Source organism: Halomonas sp. A3H3, from assembly GCF_000982975.1.
GTDB lineage: Bacteria > Pseudomonadota > Gammaproteobacteria > Pseudomonadales > Halomonadaceae > Vreelandella > Vreelandella titanicae.
The window spans coordinates 619,513-639,729 of sequence record NZ_HG423343.1; the positions used below are offsets into that span (position 1 = coordinate 619,513).

General features: G+C 55.3%; 18 protein-coding genes. 9 read left to right on the top strand and 9 right to left on the bottom strand.

All coding sequences use genetic code 11. From position 1 onward, the window contains the following. The first annotated feature begins 74 nt into the window (after positions 1-74). Positions 75-1,868, top strand: a complete 1,794-nt coding sequence (locus tag HALA3H3_RS02610) for a S8/S53 family peptidase (protein WP_022519620.1) — start codon at positions 75-77, stop codon at positions 1,866-1,868. A gap of 88 nt (positions 1,869-1,956) precedes the next feature. On the opposite strand, the gene HALA3H3_RS02615 is transcribed toward HALA3H3_RS02610, so the two are convergent. Beyond that, positions 1,957-2,535 carry an NAD(P)H-dependent oxidoreductase gene (locus tag HALA3H3_RS02615; protein WP_022519621.1) on the bottom strand — a complete coding sequence of 193 codons (579 nt, stop codon included), beginning with the start codon at positions 2,533-2,535 and terminating at the stop codon, positions 1,957-1,959. A 183-nt stretch (positions 2,536-2,718) separates the two neighbouring features. On the opposite strand from HALA3H3_RS02615, the gene HALA3H3_RS02620 reads away from it, so the two are divergent. Then, positions 2,719-3,621 (top strand): LysR family transcriptional regulator, encoded by a 903-nt coding sequence (locus HALA3H3_RS02620; protein WP_022519622.1) that lies wholly within the window; start codon positions 2,719-2,721, stop codon positions 3,619-3,621. A gap of 9 nt (positions 3,622-3,630) precedes the next feature. On the opposite strand, the gene HALA3H3_RS02625 is transcribed toward HALA3H3_RS02620, so the two are convergent. The 4 genes from HALA3H3_RS02625 to HALA3H3_RS02640 form a co-directional block, all read right to left on the bottom strand. Then, entirely contained in the window at positions 3,631-4,500 is an 870-nt protein-coding gene (locus tag HALA3H3_RS02625; RefSeq protein ID WP_022519623.1) for an alpha/beta hydrolase, read from the bottom strand. 31 nt (positions 4,501-4,531) lie between these two features. Beyond that, positions 4,532-6,940, bottom strand: a complete 2,409-nt coding sequence (locus HALA3H3_RS02630; RefSeq protein ID WP_022519624.1) for a TonB-dependent siderophore receptor — start codon at positions 6,938-6,940, stop codon at positions 4,532-4,534. A gap of 83 nt (positions 6,941-7,023) precedes the next feature. After that, a complete protein-coding gene (locus HALA3H3_RS02635; RefSeq protein ID WP_022519625.1) occupies positions 7,024-7,998 on the bottom strand; it encodes a FecR domain-containing protein in 975 nt (324 codons plus the stop codon). Further along, complete coding sequence (locus HALA3H3_RS02640) at positions 7,995-8,519, bottom strand: sigma-70 family RNA polymerase sigma factor (RefSeq protein ID WP_022519626.1); 525 nt, start codon at positions 8,517-8,519, stop codon at positions 7,995-7,997. The genes HALA3H3_RS02635 and HALA3H3_RS02640 overlap by 4 nt, the downstream gene beginning before the upstream one ends. Positions 8,520-9,006: 487 nt before the next feature. Between HALA3H3_RS02640 and HALA3H3_RS02645 the strand changes: the two genes are divergently transcribed. Further along, a complete protein-coding gene (locus HALA3H3_RS02645; RefSeq protein ID WP_235270469.1) occupies positions 9,007-10,371 on the top strand; it encodes a metal-dependent hydrolase family protein in 1,365 nt (454 codons plus the stop codon). An 8-nt stretch (positions 10,372-10,379) separates the two neighbouring features. Next, entirely contained in the window at positions 10,380-11,123 is a 744-nt protein-coding gene (locus HALA3H3_RS02650) for a hypothetical protein (protein ID WP_022519629.1), read from the top strand. Between the two features lie 199 nt (positions 11,124-11,322). Here the strand turns inward: HALA3H3_RS02650 and HALA3H3_RS02655 are convergent, their stop codons facing one another. Further along, on the bottom strand, positions 11,323-11,982 hold the full coding sequence (locus HALA3H3_RS02655) for an NADPH-dependent F420 reductase (RefSeq protein WP_022519630.1): 660 nt from the start codon (positions 11,980-11,982) through the stop codon (positions 11,323-11,325). Positions 11,983-12,082: 100 nt separating this feature from the next. On the opposite strand from HALA3H3_RS02655, the gene HALA3H3_RS02660 reads away from it, so the two are divergent. Continuing rightward, positions 12,083-12,976 carry a LysR family transcriptional regulator gene (locus tag HALA3H3_RS02660; RefSeq protein ID WP_022519631.1) on the top strand — a complete coding sequence of 298 codons (894 nt, stop codon included), beginning with the start codon at positions 12,083-12,085 and terminating at the stop codon, positions 12,974-12,976. Between the two features lie 9 nt (positions 12,977-12,985). On the opposite strand, the gene HALA3H3_RS02665 is transcribed toward HALA3H3_RS02660, so the two are convergent. After that, positions 12,986-13,840: a helix-turn-helix transcriptional regulator gene (locus HALA3H3_RS02665; RefSeq protein WP_009286867.1), complete on the bottom strand. Its 855-nt coding sequence runs from the start codon at positions 13,838-13,840 to the stop codon at positions 12,986-12,988. A gap of 143 nt (positions 13,841-13,983) precedes the next feature. Here HALA3H3_RS02665 and HALA3H3_RS02670 point away from each other — a divergent pair, with 143 nt between their 5' ends. Beyond that, positions 13,984-15,150: an MFS transporter gene (locus HALA3H3_RS02670; protein ID WP_022519632.1), complete on the top strand. Its 1,167-nt coding sequence runs from the start codon at positions 13,984-13,986 to the stop codon at positions 15,148-15,150. Positions 15,151-15,218: 68 nt separating this feature from the next. Here HALA3H3_RS02670 and HALA3H3_RS02675 read toward each other — a convergent pair whose 3' ends face one another. After that, a complete protein-coding gene (locus tag HALA3H3_RS02675; RefSeq protein ID WP_022519633.1) occupies positions 15,219-16,115 on the bottom strand; it encodes an NAD(P)/FAD-dependent oxidoreductase in 897 nt (298 codons plus the stop codon). A gap of 148 nt (positions 16,116-16,263) precedes the next feature. Next, entirely contained in the window at positions 16,264-16,713 is a 450-nt protein-coding gene (locus tag HALA3H3_RS02680) for an Rrf2 family transcriptional regulator (RefSeq protein WP_053856872.1), read from the bottom strand. A 265-nt stretch (positions 16,714-16,978) separates the two neighbouring features. Here HALA3H3_RS02680 and HALA3H3_RS02685 point away from each other — a divergent pair, with 265 nt between their 5' ends. The 3 genes from HALA3H3_RS02685 to HALA3H3_RS02695 are packed head-to-tail and all read left to right on the top strand — an operon-like array spanning position 16,979 to position 20,184. Further along, a complete protein-coding gene (locus HALA3H3_RS02685) occupies positions 16,979-17,197 on the top strand; it encodes a DUF1656 domain-containing protein (protein WP_022519635.1) in 219 nt (72 codons plus the stop codon). Positions 17,198-17,220: 23 nt separating this feature from the next. Beyond that, positions 17,221-18,105: an efflux RND transporter periplasmic adaptor subunit gene (locus HALA3H3_RS02690; RefSeq protein ID WP_022519636.1), complete on the top strand. Its 885-nt coding sequence runs from the start codon at positions 17,221-17,223 to the stop codon at positions 18,103-18,105. 3 nt (positions 18,106-18,108) lie between these two features. Next, positions 18,109-20,184: an FUSC family protein gene (locus HALA3H3_RS02695; protein ID WP_022519637.1), complete on the top strand. Its 2,076-nt coding sequence runs from the start codon at positions 18,109-18,111 to the stop codon at positions 20,182-20,184. Positions 20,185-20,217: the final 33 nt, after the last annotated feature.

The following is a 20,217-nucleotide window of genomic DNA, read 5'->3' on the forward strand; positions in this document are numbered from 1 at the left end:
AACGGGTTCATGTTCTGTTCAGTTAATGCGTTTATGCTGCGTGCAGTCAATCGGATAGCGTTTGGAGTAGTCATATGGCAGCAACGTATTTGGGCGCTGGTCGGCTGGTTTCAGCGCTGGCATTAATGTTGATTGGAACTGTCGCGGTTGCAGAGCAATCTGCGCAAGCTGAACAGCCGTTGCGAGTCGAACAACTGCAGCGCTGTCGCAATCTACTGACGCTGGATATACAAGAGTTCTGTCTTAGCGTCAGTGGGCTTGAGAACAACGACTTTCAGATAAAGCTGAACGGTACAGCACTTCAGCCAAAGGAGATCACCCGCGACAACGACCGGGTGCGTGTAAGCATCAGCAGCGCTGATGCGCAAAGCGGCCCACTGTGGTTTGAGCAGCGTGAGCAGTCCAGCAACCCGGTTTGGCTCAGCCTTAACGGCAGCCACGTAGTAGCCGCCACCGACCAAGAGGTGGCGAAGAACATGGATGGCATCACCACCTACGTGGATCTGATCAGCCTGATTATTGAAGAGAGCCACGACGGTGCCGAGGAAGCCCAGCGTTTGGCAGAGAAGTACGACGCCGAAGTCGTCGGTATGATCCCACCGCTCAATACCTATCAGTTGCGCTTGCCCGCCCGCAACCTGGAAGAGCGCGACGCGCTGGTACTTAGGCTAGGCAGCGAAGTGAGCGTGGATGCGGTGGTGGTCGAAGAGTCGGGGGCAGAAGAGAGCATTGAGAGCGAAACGGAAAAGCCGCCCGCTGCGGATAATCAGGAGTGGGCGTCGAATCGTTTTCTGGATGCCGTGAACTATTACCAGCGACGCTTATCACGTCAGGGGCACGGCGGGGATATCGAGACGCAGCCCATCCGTATTGGCGTCATCGAGCGGGAGGTGGACTTTGACGCCCCGGATTTTGCCGATTACCTGGGTGACTGCCGCACTGATTCCACTAGAACCTGCGTGTACGCCCGCGATGCGGCTAAGCCCGACGGGCATGGCACAACGGTCGCTGGCGTATTTTCCGCGGCCTGGAACGAAGGTGGCAACAGTGGTTTTTTACGCGGGCTGGACGATGTGGGCCCTGGCTTCGATGTAATTGTGGATCGCAACTCAGATGCCGGCATAACGGCTAATGTTGCTGCTTCCGTCAATCTGGTAGAGGACGGAGTACGCGTACTCAACTGGAGTTGGGGCATTCACCGAGTAGGGGCAATCGACATTAACGGGAAGGAGGTCGATTCGCTGGTGCGTTCCGGCATCGCCATGAGCGGTTACGAAGAACTGCTCGAAGAGTTCTTCTTATGGCTGCGCCGCGAACACCCCGACGTAGTCGTCGTGAACTCAGCAGGCAACGCGTCGTCATTTTCAGGAAGTGACGATTATCGCCTGCCCTCTTCTTTTATTACCGACCAACTGTTTGTCGTGGGTGGGCATGAACGCAGCGATGAGGATGTGCAGGTTGAAGATCCCCGCTATGTGGTCAAACGGAATGCATCCAATATCGATATGCGGGTGGATATAACCGCAGCGGCCTGTGTACGAGGCTCCTCCCTGGTAGAGGGTGAGCAAGGCGAAGCCCATTGCGGAACGTCCTACGCGACCCCGCTGGTGGCTGGCCTATTAGCGGCAATGATGTCAATTGACCCCGAACTTACCCCGGCACAGTTACGCATGCTACTTCGCCGCAGTGCCATGACGATCGGGGAGGAGTACGATTTCGAGCCGACAGACGCGGATGATCTGACCGCACCGATACTGCCATCGGAGCGGGCCAACGAGCTGAACCACCCGGATATCGGTCTGTCCGCCCGCCTGGATATGTACAAGGCGCTGGATCTGACGGTGCAAAGCTTGGATCGGGATCGCTAGGTCAGATAAATCAGCCAAGCAAAGCCCACTTCGCGAGGTGGGCTTGTCCGAATTAACTACGTTAAGCCAAATCCTTTAGCCAAGTACTTTAGCCAAGCACTTTGCGAAGATGGGCACGATAAGCCGCTTTATCGCGATCGACATCCGGCATCTTCATTACATCGTTGGCGATAAAGGTCGGCAGCGCTTCTAAGCCGATAAATTCCTGAGATTTGTGGAACGGGAAGTAGACACCATCCACACCGCGCCCTTCGAAGAAGTTGTCAGGCTCATCGAACGCTTCCAAAGGCGCGTTCCAGGTCAGCGATAGCATATAGCGACGGCCCTGTAGCAGGCCACCACTGCCGTACTGCTTGGTCGGGTCTTGGCGGCTGCGGCCATCGCTGGCGTAGAGCGAACCGTGGCCTTCTGTGAATACCTCATCGATGTAGCGCTTAACGATCCAGGGCGTTCCCATCCACCAACCCGGCATCTGATACACAATGGTGTCCGCCCATAGGTAGTTCTGCACTTCGGTCTCAAGATTGTAGCCTTGATCAACCACCGTCTCGCGCACCTCATACCCCATTTCCTGCAACGTACTCACTGCCACGCCGTGCAGGGTATTATTGAGCTTACCGCCAGAGTGGGCAAACGCCTTGCCCCCGTTAATCAGTAGAATCTTCATCTAACGCTTTCTCCCAAAGAGTTTCATCATCAAAGCTAACCGAGTAGATTTGACGTTAATGGCGCGTATTGTGGGAGTAACAGCGCGGAAAAAGAAGCGACGTACCAGCAAGACTCTTTTGATTTTAAATCAACAATGTTAAACACTCACTAAGGCAAACGGCAGCGCTATGAAAAGCAATTTATGAAAAGCACCCTTGAAGAACAGAAAGCATTTGTGACAGTCGTGGATAGCGGTTCTATCACAGGCGCCGCTGAGCGGCTTGGCATGACCGTTTCCGGGGTTAGCCGTACGCTTAACCGTCTGGAGCAAAAACTTGGCGCCACGCTATTACGTCGCACAACGCGCCGCTTGGAACTTACCGAAGAGGGAGAAACGTTTCTAAACCACTGCCGCCATATTCTGGCTGCCGTTGAAGAAGCCGAAGAGGCAATGCTGGATCGCCACAACCAGCCCCAAGGCAGGCTACGAGTTAACGCCGCCCCCAGTTTTATGCAGTTCGTGATTGTGCCGGTGATTGGCGAGTTCCGCGCCCGCTACCCTGGTATTACGCTGGAGCTGGATACTCATGATCGCTTTGTCGACCTGTTGGAACAGCGGGTTGATTTGGCCATCCGCATTGGCAAGCTTGAAGATTCGTCGCTGCACGCCCGCCTCCTTGGCTACAGCCCGCTGCGCCTTCTGGCCAGCCCCGTCTACCTTAAACGCCAAGGCGCGCCGCAAAGCATCGACGACCTTCAAGATCACAGCTTGCTAGGCTTCAGCCAGCTTGATCATCTCAACCGCTGGCCACTGTTCCGCGCCGATGGTCAACCCCTGCACATCACCCCAACGCTGGCGGCTTCCAGCGGCAGTACACTAATCGAGTTAGCCGTTGCGGGAGAAGGCATCGCTTGCTTAGCCGACTTTATGACCATCACTCCCCGTCAAAACGGCACACTGGTGGATGTACTACCCGACTGCACAGAAATGCAGACCCAAGCTGTGAACGCCGTGTACTACCGCCAAACCACGCTTTCACAACGCACCCGGCTGTTTATGGAGTTTTTAGCTGAACAACTGCCAGGGAAGTATTTGATCGCTTAAAACACTCGGTCAGCCGCCCCGAGTGCCCAGAAGCTGTTTGAGAACACGCGACTCCAGCACAAAGGGAACAGACATATGATCTTCGCCCTCTACTTTGTGAAAACTGCTACGCAAACCATATGCCGACAGGTCTTCAAGCCGCTGATAAAGCTGACTAGCATCCTGCTGGTTCTGGAGTGAGTCGTTGTCGGCCACGACCAATGAAAGGCTGTGATGGATGGCATTAACCTCCCCTGCCTCCACCTGCTGACTGAAGTCCCTTTCATGTTTCAACAGGTAGCTATTGTTCCACCAGAGACTGGGGCTGGCCGCGACAATGTGGTTAAACAGCTCCGGCCGAGTAAATAAGGCATAAATCGCAAACATACCGCCGAAAGAGTGGCCATAAAGACTCTGGTGATTAGCATCTACAGGAAAGCGCTCGGCAATAGCAGGCATCAAGCTCTGCTCGATAAAATCCAACAGCTCATCCTGTCCGCCCTGAGGTGGCGTGTTGTGCTCCTCGGCCACCGGCGGTGATAAATCGTAAGAGCGCCGCAGGAAGTTATGCGGCGCTTCGCCCGGATAAGCGATGCCCACAATAATGGCCTGGCGGAACTGCTCCTGTGCCCGCTTGGCCTCATGCAACGAAGCGAAATAAGCGTTGCCATCCAACACGTAGATCACCGGGTAACCGCCGCTGTAGGGTACCTCGCCTTCCGGTTTGCTGATCAGGATACGATAGACGGCACCTTGCTGGTTTTGCATCGTCCATTCCAGCGTCTGATCAAGGGTCACTTGACGCTCAGCCGCCACGTCTGGCTCATCTGCGTATGCTGCCCCTGAACCGGCCATTAAAACCAACCCAGCAAACACTAAACTACTCACAAAAAGTTTCATGACTCGTTGCCCCCGCGACGCTGCCACTTCATCACCATTGGTAAGCGATGCTACCAATCAGACTGCGACCGGCACCGCGATAGCAATAGATGCCCTCACAGGAGATATGCTCTTCATCCGTTACGTTAGTGGCGTTGAGGCTGGCACGAACCCCCTGTAAAGAGCCCGCGAAATCATAGTGAGCCGCCATATCAAACAGGCTGTATGCAGCGTTTTTATTGCTGTTGGCATTATCAATGTACTCACTACCGATATAGCGCACCCCACCGGAAAGACGCAGTCGTTCCAGCGCAGGAACGCGATAATCCAACCACAGGGACGCCAGGTGACGCGGGGTATTCGCCAGGTCACTGCCCTCGTTGCCATCATTATCCGCGGTGATTTCGCTGCGGTTGTAGTTGTAGCTTGCAGTCATGCGCAGGTCGTCGGTGACATTCCCGACGGCCTCAAGCTCCAGCCCACGGGTACGCACTTCTCCGGTTTGTACTTGAAATAGTGGGTTCTCGAGATCAGTGGTTTTACGATTGGCTTCATCGATCTGGTAGATCGCCGCAGTCAGCATCGCATCACTGCCCGCTGGCTGATATTTCAGCCCCAGCTCAAACTGCTCACCTTCGGTAGGATCGAAGTCATTGCCGCTCACATCGGTACCACTCTCAGGCAGGAACGATTGCGCATAGCTGAAGTACGGCGACAGCCCCGAATCAAATGCGTAGAGTGCGCCAAAGCGCCAAGTGTTTTTCTCATCCCGGCTTTCGCTGGCAGTACCGGTGAGGTTGTTGCGAGTCTCGTCACGCGCCCAGTCGCGGCGGATTCCTGCGGTCAAACGCCAGTTATCGAGTTTAATCTGATCCTGTAAATAAAGGCCTCTGCGGTGGGTTTCCCCACTGTCGTTTGTCCACACGTTACTCGGCTGGGCTACAGGCTGACTGTAATCCGGATTGTCGATATCGATCGACGGTGCGCTGCCGCCCGCATAAATAACATCGTTCTCGAGATAGGCGTAATCGGCGCCTAGCATCACCTGATGTTCCACCCCGCCCTGATCAAAGGTCGCCATCAGCCGGGTGTCCGTGCTAAGTGACTCCATCTCTTCGTAAAGGCCGACGCTGCTGCGGCTTAGCGTTGTACCGGATAAGGTGCCTGCTGAAAGGTACTGGTTGGTGGTATCCACCTGACCGTAGCGCACATTTTGCTGCAGTTGCAGCTGGTCACTCCAACGGTGGTTAAATTCATAACCCAGTGCCCACTGCTCTTGATCCAGCTTGTCAAAGTCTTCATCGCTGGACCAAAAATGAGTCAGGTTATCGCCGTCCTGATAAGGACGCGGTGAAGCAGAGGTCTGGCGTTCCTGATACTGGGTAATAAAGGTAATGTCGGTATGATCGCTAATCTGCCAATAAAGAGATGGCGCCAGCAGCGAGACGTCATTATCCACCTGTTCAATGTCCGTTTGCGCATCGCGCATAACGCCCACCAAGCGGTACTGCACATCGCTGCCCATATCACCACCCACATCGAACTGGCCTTGCAGATGGTCATGGCTGCCCACCTGCAGTTGCACTTCCTGTGGTGCATCAGCACTAGGACGTTTGCTAACCCGGTTCACCAGCCCACCCGGTGATAGCTGACCATAGCGCATCGAATCAGGGCCTTTGACTATCTCAATTCGTTCCAGATTATAAGGCACGGTGGAGTAGTAGGAGAGCCACCCGCTATTGGGTTGGCGCAAGCCATCAAGGAAATCGCCATGATATACCGTCGGATACCCCCTCACCGATATCAAGTCAAAGCGCGGGTCCATCCCCGCTGCTTCAACCCGAACCCCAGCCGTATAAGCCACCGCCTGCTCTACTGACGACGGCTGCCGGGCACGAAGCTGCTCTTCGGTGACCACACTGATACTTTGCGCAAGCTCTATCAGCGGTGTATCGGTTTTGCTGCCCGCTGAGGTGCTGTAAGCCAAATAACCGTCACTACTGATTCGGCTGCCTACCACTGCCACGGTATCCAATACCATGTTTTCTGCCCTACCTGCTTTTTCCATTACATAGTCCGCAGGCCCCCGCTTGACCACTTTCAAACCACTGCCCTGAAGCAACTGTTCAAACCCCTCCTCCACGCTATAACGCCCATTCAATCCGGCGCTTTGCAGGTCATCAGTGAGATTAGCGGGGAAGGACAACACAATGCCCGCATGGTTGGCGAATTGGCTCAATACACTGCCCAGCGATCCCGGTTCGATGCTGTATGCCTGCTGGTTCGCAGCCTGTTGCGCCTGTCCGTCCGTTGTTTGTGCTTGCGCTGCTTGTAGGGGCAACAGCGACATCGAACTCATCAGGGCACAGCCTAGTGCGATACCGCCAAGCGCGCACGAGGGTTTGCCATGATGGTATCGAAGGGATATGAGTGTCTGCTTGGGGTTAAAGGGTTTGGTCATCTTTATCTCGTTAATTCCAGAATCGGTTGCTTTATCTCTGGGTCGAACGAGATCGGAAAAGGGACAATAAATAATCCAACTTTTTATTCGCTAGATTTGAGAGTTACCCAATATTGGGTCAGTCGGTCGACGCTAACCGGCAGCGCATTGGCAATGGCTTGCAGCGCCCGGTCGGTATCATCAATAGGGAAAGCGCCTGATACCCTCAGCCCGGCAATGGCGGGATCACAACGCAGCACGCCTGTACGGTAACGGCTCAACTCTGCTACCAAACGGCTCAACGGCCAGTCCACCGCTACCAGCAGACCGCGTGTCCAGCTATCCGCCTGGGCGGTGGCGGTGGCAACCTCTACAGAGCGTGAGCTCATCTGCGCCTGCTCTCCAGCAACAAGGCGCTGGGTCTTGCCACCAGCCAACTGCGGAATCAACTCGACCTCATCCTCCAGCACGGTGACTTGGGTAGACGTGCCCTGCTTGCGCACGGTAAACACGGTGCCCAACGGCACAACAGTGCCTTGCTCGGTATGCACCTGCAGCGCTTTAGCGGCGGCAACGCCTTTCGCCCCTTGGCCCGTGCGAATAAAGATTTCGCCTTCATAGAGGCGAATCAACCGCGTGGTCGAGGTTTCCACTACATCCAGCGCGGTGGCCGTGTTAAGTACCAATTGCGTACCGTCGGCCAGGGTATATTCACGGCGTTCTCCCCGTGCGGTGCGGTGGCTGGCCATCCAGCTTTCTACTGGCGCCTGTTGCCAGGCCAACGAGCCCAGCGCGCTTCCTGCTGCCAATAAAGCAAAGCCGCGCAGCACTGCTCGTCGGCTATGACTCTGACGTTGTTTGATCTGCAACGCATTGAGCGAAGGAGTACCAGGAATCACCTGCAATTGCTGACGCAGTTTTTCTACCTGTTGCCAAGCCTGAATGTGGGCCGGATCCTCCGCTAACCAAGCCGCATGTGCGTGTTTTTGCTGTGCAGTAACATCTTCCGAGCACAACAGTGCGTACCAGCGGGCCGCAGCTCTGAGGGTATCTTTGCGGGTTGCCTGGGTATCGCTCATAGTGGTTCTTCAAACATCAGCAGCAAGCAATGTTCAGTGGCTTTGGCCATGTACTTTTTCACCGAGCTGACGGATACCCCCAAACGTTCGGCGATCTCAGCATAACGCAGACCCTCCAAATGGCAGAGCAAAAACGCCTGGCTTACCTTGTTGCCTAACCCTTCCAACATTTCATCGATCTGAAACAGGGTTTCCAGAATCAAGGCCTGCTCTTCCGGCGAGACGACCACCGGCTCAGGTTGATGCTTTAAGGCTTCCAACCAGGCTTTTTCCAAGGCATCCCGACGCACAAAATCCACCCACACCCGGCGAGCAATGGTGGTCAGAAAGTTACGCGGTTCATGGAGTTTGCTAATTTGGTCGGCGTTACTCGGAGAGGTGAGAATGCGCAGAAAGGTATCCTGAGCCAGATCAGCCGCCTGCCAGCTACAGCCCGTTTTGCGCTGCAGCCAACGCTGCAACCAGCCATGATGTGCATTATACATCTCGGCCAATGGCGTATTCTCAGCTGAAACCGGCATCCCCCCTCCCAAACGATCAGCAAACGGAGGGATATTCTAGTAACAGCTGCCAGTTAATACAAATCATTATTATTTTCTTTAACCACACTATTGTCCCTCGATAGCTGCCGCTGAAAAGTGGACGTACAGCCCGCTCTTATTGAACTGCAGACCCAAACTGTGAACGCCGTGTACTACCGCCAAACCACGCTTTCACAGCGTACCCGACTGTTTATGGAGTTTTTAGCAGAACAGTTACAGGGGCAACTGCATGGAAGCTTATCCAATCACTGATTACAGCTTGCGCGATTCACTCCCTCATTCTAATTTACTTATATGCAAGGCTATTCAACGTCGCTCCAGATGTCACTTACCACATCGCTACTGAGATAAGGTGCCGCCTATGCCTCCCGCCGCCGCCCACTCTTTATTGCAGTCGCCACTAAATCACTCACACGGGGCTTGCTGTTGCGGTTCACCGTTACTACAACGCTTTCATGAGCGTGTGATGGCAGATATTACCCGCCGCCAATTCATGGGAGGAGCCGCTGCAGTAATGGCACTTTTCTCTGGTCTGCGCGCACCCACCGCCATAAGTGCTCAACCTAAACGGGCTGATGGCCCACTATTATTGACCAATCTAAGGCTATTCGACGGCAGCGGCGCGGCGTTACGCGACAACGTTTCAGTACGTATTGAAGAGCAGCGTATCCAGGCTATTTTGCCTGGTGATGCCGCACCTGAAGGCGCAGAAATCATCGACTGTGGTGGTAGCGTATTAATGCCAGGCTTGATTGATGCCCATTGGCACACGACGCTGGCGGCTATTAGCCAAGTAGACGCCATGACCGCCGATCTAGGCTATATCCATCTAGTGGCGGCTCAGGAAGCAGAGAGAACGCTGATGCGTGGCGTTACTTCAGTGCGAGATGCGGGCGGGCCATCCTTTGCACTGAAGCGTGCTATTGATGAAGGAATTGTGGCTGGACCGCGCATACTTCCAGCAGGAGCCATGATCTCCCAAACCTCCGGCCATGGTGATTTTCGAATGCGCTACGAAATCCCACGGGCCAACAACGCACCGCTTAGTGAACAGGAACGCCAAGGCGTAGCCGTCATTGCCGATGGGGAAGCAGAAGTATTACGACGTACCCGTGAACAACTCATGCTAGGAGCTTCACAGATCAAATTGATGGCAGGTGGCGGCGTGGCGTCTACCTATGACCCATTGGATAGCACCCAATTCAGCGAGCGCGAGCTGCGCGCAGCGGTGGATGCAGCAGAAGACTGGGGTACCTATGTCATGGTGCATGTTTATACCTCCCGAGGTATTCAGCGTGCATTAAGGGCAGGCGCTAAATCCATCGAACACGGGCAGCTCGCCGATGAAGAAACCGTAAGGATGATGGCAGGGGAAGGCGCATGGTGGAGCCTTCAGCCTTTCTTGCAAGATGAAGATGCAAATGTTTATCCCGATGCCGCTCGCCGCGAAGCACAACAACAAGTAGCCGAAGGCACCGTGCAGGCCTACGAGCTAGCCCAACGTTTTGATATCAAGACAGCCTGGGGCACTGATATTTTATTTACCCCGCAAAATACCCCCAACCAGCTGCGTCAATTAGTCAAGCTGACTCGCTTTTATGACCCACTTACCGTGTTGGCCATGGCGACTGGCCGCAATGGTGAGCTTCTTTCACTATCAGGATCACGCAACCCCTACCCTGGCACGCTCGGTAAAATAGAGCCGGGCGCGATGGCCGATCTACTTTTAGTAAACGGTGACCCTAGTAAGAATCTTGATTTCCTTCATGACCCTGAACGCAATCTGCGACTGATCATGAAGGGCGGACGCATCTATAAAGACAATGTATAAGGATTTCTGTGATAGCCAAATTACGCCCATTTATCACTGCCTTCAGCATCTTAGCGATAGGCTTTGCAACGAATGCCAATGCCCAAGAGGATGCTTGGCGTTTCCAGCTTACCCCTTATGTCTGGATGACGGGTTTAGCTGGCGATGTGCGTCCACTGGCGACTGCTCCTACCATTAGTACATCGCGCTCATTTAACAATGTACTTGATGATCTTGATGGTGCCTTTTTCATGGCTGGCAGCGCACGCCGCGACCGCCTAGTGCTGTTTGGTGACATTACCTGGGCATCGCTTAGCCACGAGAGCACGCTGCTTCCTGGCGTTGCTATAGAGGGCAAGCTGCGCCAACGCTCTTTAACTGCAGCAGCAGGTTATCAAGTGGTCAATACTTCGAGCCAATACTTAGATTTACTGGCGGGCGCTCGCGCTTGGCGGATCGAGGCGGAAGTGGATGTGCCCGCGCTGGGAGTTGGTGCAAGCGAGACCGAACGTTGGCTCGACCCGATTTTAGCCGCTCGACTGCGTTCCACCTGGAGCCCCCAGTGGTCAACATTAGTGCATGCCGATATTGGTGGCTTCGGAGTTAGTTCTGATAGCACCTGGCAGGTAGTGGCTACCGCTAATTACCAAATCAATAAGGCGCTCCACCTATCAGCAGGCTATCGCCATTTGGCAGTGGATAGAGACGAATCGGGTACACGCATCGATATATCGATGAGCGGTCCTTTGCTGGGTGCTACTTGGCGCTTTTGAGTAGGCCAATTCTTCCCTCTTAAACCTCAGAATCATCTCTCCTGCCATAGTCCACCCACACCCGGCGGGCAATGGTGGTCAGAACGCTACGCGGCTCATGAAGTTTGCTAAAGGAAGGTGTCCTGAGCCAGATCAGCCGCCTGCTTCACCTCCAGCCTTTGGATGTCAATACACAGCCAATTTTCTCATTATTTGTCTTTCACCGACGCCATGACCCTTCCGGCATATCAATGTCGCGTTGAGCCTCATCGAGCGCCTGACGCACCCCTTCCCGATCAAACGGTATACAGTAAGCTGGTTTGGCGCGCTCAAAACGCCAGCTTTCCGCCAGCGACCCAGCATCGACAACGTCGAAGCCGAACTGTCGCACCAACCTTGCGACGCTCTCCTTAGCCGCATCGTCATCTCCCGCTATCGGTAGGGCGCGCCGGTTTCCCGAAGGCAGCGTCTGCCCACCCTTCTCCAGATCGGAGGCCAGAATCGCGTTGAATGCCTTCACGAGACGGGAGCCTGTCAAATGCTGCGCCAGCAGTCCACTCGTCGTCGCCCTGCGCTCATCCAGTTCGGGGATCGATCCATCTCGATCTGGATAGTAGTTATTGGCGTCCAGCACTATCTTGTCACGCAGTGGCTCAACCGGAAGAGTGGCATATTGATGAAAAGGAATGGCGATCAGTATAATTTCGCCGAAGCCTATGGCTTCATGCAGGCTGCCAATCTGTGCTCCAATTTTCGGCGGAATGCTGCTGAGTGTCTGCGGCCCCCGCGAGTTGCTGATCATGACGTCATGGCCTGCCGCAATCACCTGGCGTGCAAAGGCTTGTCCGATAAAGCCCGCACCAATAACCCCAATCCGCATGTCTTTCTCCCGACCGTTTTAAGATAAGCAGTACTTTATTGCGTTACTCAAACGTGATAAACAGGTCTTTATTGACTTAATAATCCACTGAGAGTTGATAATGCTGGATCGGTTAACGAGCATGGCTATTTTTGTGAGGGTTGCCGATCTTGGCTCTTTCACAGCCACCGCCGCAGAATTCGGCCTATCGACGCAGATGGTTTCCAAACACATCATGGCCCTGGAGCAGCTGCTTGGGTCGCGGCTCTTGCACCGCACCACGCGCAAACAGAGCCTGACCGAGATCGGACATCTCTATCACGAACGATGTCAGGTTATCCTTGCAGAAGTCGAGGCGGCCGAAGCGCTGACGGAACAGGCCCGGGCCGTTCCACGGGGTCGCCTCAGAATCAACGCGCCCGTCACATTTGGCAGTCAAAGCCTGGTGCCTCTTGTCACCCGCTACCTTCGTAAGTACCCAGAGGTGGAGGTCGACCTCACCTTGTCGGATCGTCTGGTCGATCCTATCGAGGAAGGTTACGAAGCTGTCATTCGCCTCGGGCCCATCAGCGACAGCACCACATTGGTGGCACGTCCGCTTGCCCCCTACCAGCTCATCGCCTGCGCCTCGCCTGCCTACTTAGCGAAGCATGGAGAGCCGGAGACGCCTGCGGATCTGGTTGAGCATGAGTGTCTGGGGTTCGCCTATTGGTTCGGCACCTTGGGCAGGCAGTGGCGCTTCAGTCGCGACAACTGCAATTTCGACGCTTCCGTGAACGGGCGGCTACAAATCAACGACTGGAAGGGGCTGCTTCGCGCAGCATTGGAAGGATTCGGCATTACATTGGGCTACGAAGCTGCATTGACGGAGGCGTTATCCACTGGGCGGCTGGTGCGCATCTTGCCAGACTATGCTGGGCCATCAAGACCAATGCACCTGCTCTACGCCGCCGATCAACGCATGACGCCGAAACTACGTCATTTCATAGACGACGTTGTGGCCACGTTCGCTTAACTTCCACCGTTACCTCGCGCCTTTGTCGTCACTCACCCAGCGGGTAAAAGCAGCGACCTGAGGATCCGCCTCCTTTACGGCATAATAAACCAACCGTAGGTGGCGCTCTTCATCAACGGTTAACGTCGTGTGCTCGAACGCTACCTCGCCTAACTCCTCAAGGTGAAGATGACGTACTCCCTGGCAAGGGGCGTTGACCTCCTGGGTTTTCCACAACTGCTTAAACTCAGGCGAGACCTTGGTTAACTCTTCGACAAGCTCATCAATGGTGGGGTCTTGCGCCGCTCGGGCAAAGTCGCGGCGAAAACTGGATAGCATTTGGCTGACCTGCGTTTCCCAGGGTGACAAGCGCTGACGCATGGCAGGGTCGGTAAATAACAACCACAGCATGTTGCGACGCTCTGGTGCATGGCAAGAGAAGTTGAACAGCTTATTGGCCGCGCTGTTCCACGCCAGCACATCCCAGCGCAAGTTCAGGATATACGCAGGTCGCGTAGGCAGGTCGTCCATCAACCTTTGAACCAGCGGCGGCACGCTGCACCAGGTTTTGCCTAGCTCAGAGGGTAAGCGCTGATGGGTAAGCAAGAATAGATGTCGGCGCTCAGCCGCATCCAGCTTGAGCGCTTTGGATAGATTGTCCAGAAAAGTGGCCGATACGCTGATATCGCGACCCTGCTCCAACCAAGTATACCAAGTCAGCCCCACGCCTGCTAAAGCGGCGACTTCTTCACGCCTTAACCCCGGCGTACGCCTTCGGCGGCCACGAGGAAGCCCCACCTCTTCTGGTGCGATTTTCTCTCGGTGCATGCGTAGAAACTCAGCTAGGTCTTCCCGCGTTCGAGTCAGCGTCCGTGGAGCGGTCATTTTATTACCTTGAATAACTTATCACTTTTAGTAATAGCATAAATAGTTAAATTGTACCCCCTTTAAAGCCTCTCCAGAATAGCTCTTCGCTGGCAAAACAGCGCTGGCGGATTCTTTTCTAATGCTTATGCCTGGAGTGCGTTATGGCTGACCAATCTCGTCTATCGGTATATCTCGTGGCACTGGGTGCGTTTGCACTTGGGATGGCCTCTTATGTGACTGCGGGGCTAATTCCCCTCATCGAAGACGCCTTTAGTGTCTCTGCGGCCACGGCTGCTCAGTTAGTCACGGTATTCACCTTAGCCTATGGCTTAGGCTCGCCTGTCGTCGTTGCGCTACTACCTGGCAAGCACCAACGCCTGGGTTTACTACTAGCGTTAGCCGTTTTTATTGTGGCAAATATCGCCAGCGCACTAGCCAACAGTTTTATATCACTCTCGATATGGCGGGCGGTCGCTGGCGTTGGCGCAGGGGTTTACCTTGCCATGGGCATTGCCGCCTCAGCCGCCATAACGGCTGAGGCCCACCGCGGTAAAGCGATTGCCATCATTATGGGCGGTATGGCGAGCGGCACGGTACTGGGGGTGCCTATCAGCCTGTTGCTAGCAGAGCGTTTAGGTTGGGAGTCAGCGATGTGGCTTATTTCAGCACTTGGGTTAATCGCCTACGCGGGGCTACAGGTAAAACTACCTGCTCTTCCATCCGCACCAACGCTTTCACTTGTTCGCAAGCTCGCTATTTTGCGAAGCCCTCATGCCATGGCCATTCTGGCGGTTTCCTTATTGGGCGCTGTGGCCAGTTTGGGGATGTATACCTTTATTGCCCCGTTTATGGCGGCCACCGAGTCAGGTGCTGTTCAGTCAATTACCGGCTATTTATGGGTGTGGGGGATTGGCGGCGTCGTGGGCAGTTTTCTGATTGGGCCTCTGGTGGACAGGTTTATCGGCCCTGTGATTACCCTGGCGATTATGTTGCTGCTCTTTTTGGCGCTCATTGCTCTACCTTTCACGGCGTCGGTTCACCCACTGCTGACGTTACTTCCAATTGCGCTTTGGGGTGCTGTGGGCTGGGCGCTTCAAGTGCCACAAAACAATGAACTCGTTCGTGCACGCCAAGCCCACGGCGACGGTAACCTGGCGGTCGCACTCAATGAATCAGCGCTCTATTTAGGCAGTGCGATAGGCGCGGCGTTCGGGGGCGTTTTGCTGGCTTTCCACCTTCCCGTTTCGACATTAGCCATTGGCGCGGGGGTTATTGCCGCTGCAGGTGCAGCAACACAGCTAATCATCGTCATGCGCATGAAGCGCTAGATCAGTTAGTGCACGCCAAGTGGCACTCTTCATGCCCCTTGGCGGCTCTACATAGATCAGTCTTTTGCTTAACACCCAAACATCAGCGACCGGTGTGTAGAAAGCCCGGCCATGGCGCCATCAGCCACGGCAAAGGTGACCGACCCTGCGGCGCGGGCTACATCACCGCAGGCGAAAACACCGGGGATTGAAGTGGCCTGCATTGCATCGGTTTTAACAATGCAGCCCATGGGAGACTCCTCTAGCTCGCATCCCAATTGAGCTGCTAACGGGCTAAGGTGAATGCGCGGCGCGACAAATAAGCCCACCAATGGAAACACCCGACCATCCTGCATTACCAGCTCAACGCCAATCTCTGTTTGGGAGACTAGCCGTGCCGCTGCGCCATATTCGATATGAGTACCGCGCGCCTTAAGCTGAGCCAGTTGCTCAGCAGTGGGTTCAAAGGCATCGTTAACAAACAGCATGGTTGCGCCCCAGTCGGGCAGCATCAAACCATGGTGCATCGCGAGTTCTGAGGTTGCCAGCACACCGATACCCTCTTTGCCCAGCTCATAGCCGTGGCAGTACGGGCAGTGGAAAACGCGTTTACCCCACAGCTCGGCGAGCCCCGGTAAGCCTGGAAGCTCATCGGTAACACCCGCGGCCAGAATAATGCGCCGTGCCTGATAGGTGCTTCCATCGGCCAGCGCCACCAAGAAATTATCAGCCGTCCCCGTTACTGCCTCCACCCGCCCCGTGCGCCACTCAACCGTTGGGTACTCCATCAGTTGGCTACGGGCCTCTGCTGCTATCTCTGCGGGTGGTGCACCATCCTGGGTTAAAAAACCATGGGAGTGAGAAGCAAAACGGTTACGGGGTTGTCCCGCATCTATCAGTAATATTTTCCGCCTTGCTCGGGCTAGCTGTAGCCCTGCCGCCATGCCTGCGTAGCTGCCACCGATAATCACTGCATCAAAACTCATTGCCCTTCCTCCGTGTGCACCCAGCCTTTTAAGCCCATGGTGAATAAACTCATTTCATGTATCTTTTATTGATACATTAAAAAGCGCACAGAGGTCAATGGCAATGTTGAGAATGCCGATTAACGTTAATCGGGTAGGTGTTGAAGTATTAAGGCGTCGGCAGTTGGTAGCCTTTGCGCGTCGCAATATCATCAAACTGTTCAGCAAGCTCGGCCAACGTGACCGCTCCCAGGCGGTCAATGAGCAGCGCTTCCGCTTCGCGCATGGCATCAAAAAGCGCCGCATTAACCACCTGCTCTACCGCGCAGTCCGGGTTATCACGGTCGGTGCCGATGGCGAAAATGCGCGGTCCGCCTACGGCGTTGTGTATATCCAGCAGCGTTACGCTGTGCAAATCACAGGCGATGCGCCAGCCGCCGTTGTGCCCCTTTTCAGACTTTACATAGCCCGCCTTACGAAGGCCCGCCATAGTGCGCCGCACCACGGCAGCATTGGTGCCCAGCATGGCGCCAATCTGCTCTGAAGTAATCGGTTGGGATTCCCGCGCGATGTGCAGCAGCACATGCAGCATACGAGAGAGGCGGCTATCTGTTCTCACGGGCAACAATCAACTATTCAGAGGATAAACAAAGGAAAACAACGAAGCTGCACTTTAGCACACCCGCGAGCGGGGCTGGGAATGAACCCAACCAGGGCCACCGCACACGAACCTACACCTCGTTCGCCGTTATAAGGCAAACTATGCTCTCGCTCTCTATACTGGTGCTGAATCACTTTCACTGGCAGGGGATAAATGTCTGGCACGTCATTAGCCCCATTTAGCGCCTCCCATTGTCGTTACTTCCAGGCCACTTAAGGATGTTATGGGTCTTCACGAAATCGCTGTCGGTGGCATCTACTTAAGCCCTCTGTTGATCTACGCGCTGATCGGCTTTGTGGCTACGCTGACCATTCGTTCACTACTGCACTGGGTGGTCGGCGAGTACGCGCTCTGGTACGAGGCGTGGTTCGACATTTCATTATTTGTCATCCTCACCGCTGCCACCACGTTCATTTTTACTGTTTTGCTTCAAAGCCCTTAAGACAGCCCTTGAGAGAATCGCCGATGCGCCCTTCGCTCCGTATTTTGCTCACCCTCGTTATTGTCGCCATTGCCGTTGCCGCCGGTGCATGGCTATGGCACTACTACCTCTATACCCCCTGGACTCGCGACGCTCGGGTTCATGCGGAAGTGGTGACGATTGCCCCCGATGTCTCTGGCTGGGTACGCACACTTGAAGTAGTGGACACCGACCATGTTGCCCAAGGTGATACGCTGTTTGAGATCGATAACACGCGTTACCAAGCGGCGGTGGACAGCGCCCAGGCCACAGTTGACCATCGCCAGGCAACCCTGGAGCTAAGCCGCGCCGAGGAGAATCGACGTAACCAGTTGAGCAATAATCGTGCGATTAGCGCAGAAAACCAGCAGATTGCCCAGATCAACTCGCGCATTGCCGCCGCTGATTTACAGCAGGCTCAGGCGGAGCTGGCCAGCGCCCAGCTTGATTTAGCGCGCACCCAAATAACCGCGCCGGTCAGCGGCCATATCCTCAATGTCCATCTTACCGCTGGTACTTACGCTAATCGCGGCACGCCGGTAATGGCGCTGATCGCGGATAATTCCTTCTATGTCGTGGGTTATTTCGAAGAGACCAAAATGACGTCGATCGACATGGGTGATCCGGTGGATGTGATTCTGATGAACGGCGACACCCATCTGGCGGGCCGAGTGGCGGGTATTGGTCGAGGCATTGCCGATAGCAACACAACCCTTAACCAGCAGCTGCTACCGCAAGTGGAGCCCACCTTTAGCTGGGTGCGCCTGGCTCAGCGTATTCCGGTGCGCATTGCACTAGAAGACGTTCCTGATGACACTCTGCTAAGCGTCGGCATGACGGCAACGGTGCGCGTCCGCCCTGCTAAAAACGCTGCCGATCAGTCTGAGTAACCCATGTCGCCGTTTGTTAGCACCTACCTGACGCCCAACGCTACGGCGGTCAAGTTTGCGATCAAGACCACCCTGGCGATGATGCTCGCGCTCTATATCGCGCTTATGTTCGACTTGGAGCGCCCCTACTGGGCGCTGATGTCGGCAGCGTTTCTGCAGATACGCCCAATGAGCGGCATGGTGGTAGAAAAAGGCATCTGCCAACTTGTCGGCACCTTGATTGGCGCCATGGCGGGTATCGCGATCATGGCACTCTTTGCCCAGGCTCGCGTGCCTGCGCTTATCGTGCTGACCGCTTGGATTATGCTATGCACTTACGTGGGCTCGCTGTGGCGTAATAACTACACCTACGGCTGTCTGATGGCCTCCGTAACCGCCATGCTGATCGTGGTCATCTCCAGCGGCAGCACGCCCGCCGGGATCTTCGATATCGCCGTGGCGCGCCTTACCGAACTGGGGCTGGGCGCCATCTGCGCCATGCTGGTCAGCTCGCTGCTCTGGCCATCCCATGTGGGCGCCCACCTTGCCACTCAGGCCGACAGCGTGATCAACGAAGCCTTCGAGCATGCCGCCCTGCGCTTAGAAGCCAGCGACGATATTCCAGCGATGCAGAAAGCCCTGCGCAGCAGCCTCGTGCCGTTAACCCTGCTGGAAACTGACAGCCAGGCCGCCCGCTTTGAAGGCCCGGTAGGCCCCGGCCGAGTTCGGGCAGCCCATGTACTAACCCGCCGCACGCTGCGCTTTTTCGCCAACCTGCAGGCGCTGCACCAACTGATGCACGACCACGCTGACCGACTCGCTCCGCAAAGTATCGAACTCGCGGGCGAGGTCGCAAAAGGCTTTCGCGATGCTGAACACGTCAAAGGGGTCATTGAGGCCAGAAAAGCTCTCCAGTCGCTACGCCATCGGGTTCATGAAAGCGAGGAAGAGGCCAGCTTAGCCCCTCTCGATCGGCGTCTGCGGTTGGGGCTACGTGAATCGATCGGCCACGCCATGATCATGCTCGATGCCCGGGAGGCGATTGCCTCGCCGGAGAGCCATAAACTGCGCTCATCGCCACTGGCCTGGCACCGCGATCACCTCGCCGCCGGTATTAACGCCATTCGCTCAGGGCTAGTATTTTCGCTACTGGCGACTTTCTGGATCGTCACCGCCTGGCAGAGCGCCATGATCGCGATGATGCTGGGCACACTGTTTTCCGCCTTTTTCGCCAGCCGTGACAATCCCCTCGCCATCACCATGATGTTTTATAAAGGTATGCTGGCGGCGATTCCTAGTGCTTTTCTGTTCGGCCATGTATTGCTCTCCCAGGCCAACGGTTTTCCGATGCTAGCAATGCTGTTTGGTACACCGCTGTTCTTAGGACTATTAGGTGCCACTAACCTAGCCACCATGGGCTACTGCCTAGCCTTCACTATCTTCAATATTCTGCTAACCATGCCCGGCAACGGCATGGATTTCTCGTTCGACAGTTTTGCCAACCGGGTGGTGGCCGTAGTGATTGGGCTAAGCTGCGTGGTAATGAGCTTTCGCTTGCTGCCGGGGCTGGGCACCCGACTTCGGCGGCGGCGTTTAATCAATGCGATTTCCACCGATATCCATGAGCTAAGCCAGCGCTCGATTCGCGATGCCGAAACCCGCTTCAGCGGCCACATGGCAGATCGGCTTCTGCAACTGGCACAGCATGACGACATGCTACCCGAAGACCAACGCCACCTGTTTATTCTTGGCTTGACCGGGCTGGATGTTGGCACCGCTACGCTGCGCCTGCGTGATCGGCTTGATGATGCACCGCACCCGCGAATTCGCGAGGCGCATCGCCACCTACTAGACACGCTAGCTGGCGGGTTTGAAGAGAGCGCCAACGGGTGCCAGCCGCAAGGAATTCGCGAAGCAGGCCAGCAGTTGGAAGAGGCAATAGAGGCTTACGGTGACGTGCCCGCTGACCGCCGTGTACTGTTGGAAGGCTTGGTTGAGCGGCTCGAACTGGCTCTAGAGCGTCTGGGGCGCATCATGGCGGAGCGGCCACAGATTACGTCTATGCATAAAGCCCCGAACGCTCCCGTGCTAAAAAAATAAGTGTCCGTTCATGGAATTACCAGAGTAAAGCGC

Coding starts and splice junctions, on each gene's coding strand:
- HALA3H3_RS02610 (WP_022519620.1), top strand. CDS start 75: ATGGCAGCAACGTATTTGGGCGCTGGTCGGCTGGTTTCAGCGCTGGCA.
- HALA3H3_RS02615 (WP_022519621.1), bottom strand. CDS start 2,535: ATGAAGATTCTACTGATTAACGGGGGCAAGGCGTTTGCCCACTCTGGC.
- HALA3H3_RS02620 (WP_022519622.1), top strand. CDS start 2,719: ATGAAAAGCACCCTTGAAGAACAGAAAGCATTTGTGACAGTCGTGGAT.
- HALA3H3_RS02625 (WP_022519623.1), bottom strand. CDS start 4,500: ATGAAACTTTTTGTGAGTAGTTTAGTGTTTGCTGGGTTGGTTTTAATG.
- HALA3H3_RS02630 (WP_022519624.1), bottom strand. CDS start 6,940: ATGACCAAACCCTTTAACCCCAAGCAGACACTCATATCCCTTCGATAC.
- HALA3H3_RS02635 (WP_022519625.1), bottom strand. CDS start 7,998: ATGAGCGATACCCAGGCAACCCGCAAAGATACCCTCAGAGCTGCGGCC.
- HALA3H3_RS02640 (WP_022519626.1), bottom strand. CDS start 8,519: ATGCCGGTTTCAGCTGAGAATACGCCATTGGCCGAGATGTATAATGCA.
- HALA3H3_RS02645 (WP_235270469.1), top strand. CDS start 9,007: ATGGCAGATATTACCCGCCGCCAATTCATGGGAGGAGCCGCTGCAGTA.
- HALA3H3_RS02655 (WP_022519630.1), bottom strand. CDS start 11,982: ATGCGGATTGGGGTTATTGGTGCGGGCTTTATCGGACAAGCCTTTGCA.
- HALA3H3_RS02660 (WP_022519631.1), top strand. CDS start 12,083: ATGCTGGATCGGTTAACGAGCATGGCTATTTTTGTGAGGGTTGCCGAT.
- HALA3H3_RS02665 (WP_009286867.1), bottom strand. CDS start 13,840: ATGACCGCTCCACGGACGCTGACTCGAACGCGGGAAGACCTAGCTGAG.
- HALA3H3_RS02670 (WP_022519632.1), top strand. CDS start 13,984: ATGGCTGACCAATCTCGTCTATCGGTATATCTCGTGGCACTGGGTGCG.
- HALA3H3_RS02675 (WP_022519633.1), bottom strand. CDS start 16,115: ATGAGTTTTGATGCAGTGATTATCGGTGGCAGCTACGCAGGCATGGCG.
- HALA3H3_RS02685 (WP_022519635.1), top strand. CDS start 16,979: ATGGGTCTTCACGAAATCGCTGTCGGTGGCATCTACTTAAGCCCTCTG.
- HALA3H3_RS02690 (WP_022519636.1), top strand. CDS start 17,221: ATGCGCCCTTCGCTCCGTATTTTGCTCACCCTCGTTATTGTCGCCATT.
- HALA3H3_RS02695 (WP_022519637.1), top strand. CDS start 18,109: ATGTCGCCGTTTGTTAGCACCTACCTGACGCCCAACGCTACGGCGGTC.